A 295-nucleotide genomic window follows, 5' to 3' on the forward strand; every position below is an offset into this window, starting at 1 on the left:
GTTGCAGCAGCTGTGTGGCCGATGTGCCGTGACCGGGCGCACAGGCGATGCCGATGCTGGTATCGATGCTGATATCGCTGCCTTCGAGCGCGAAACTGCGCGACACGGCATGCACCACCCGCGCTGCTAGCATCGCCGCATCGCTCTCAAAGTCGCCGCTCGTCGACTGGATGATCGCGAATTCATCGCCGCCCAGTCGGCTCACCATGTCGTTTTCTCCGAGGACGGAGGAGAGCCGCGAAGCGACAGCCACCAGCAGGGCGTCGCCCGCCGCGTGCCCGAGCGTGTCGTTAAC

General features: G+C 65.1%; 1 protein-coding gene. It reads right to left on the reverse strand.

Annotated features, from left to right (window positions below):
- A partial coding sequence (locus tag EN804_RS36350; RefSeq protein WP_135922422.1) for a GGDEF domain-containing protein occupies window positions 1-295 on the reverse strand: 295 nt, incomplete at both ends.

The organism is Mesorhizobium sp. M8A.F.Ca.ET.161.01.1.1, from assembly GCF_004792105.1.
Taxonomy (GTDB): Bacteria; Pseudomonadota; Alphaproteobacteria; order Rhizobiales; family Rhizobiaceae; genus Mesorhizobium.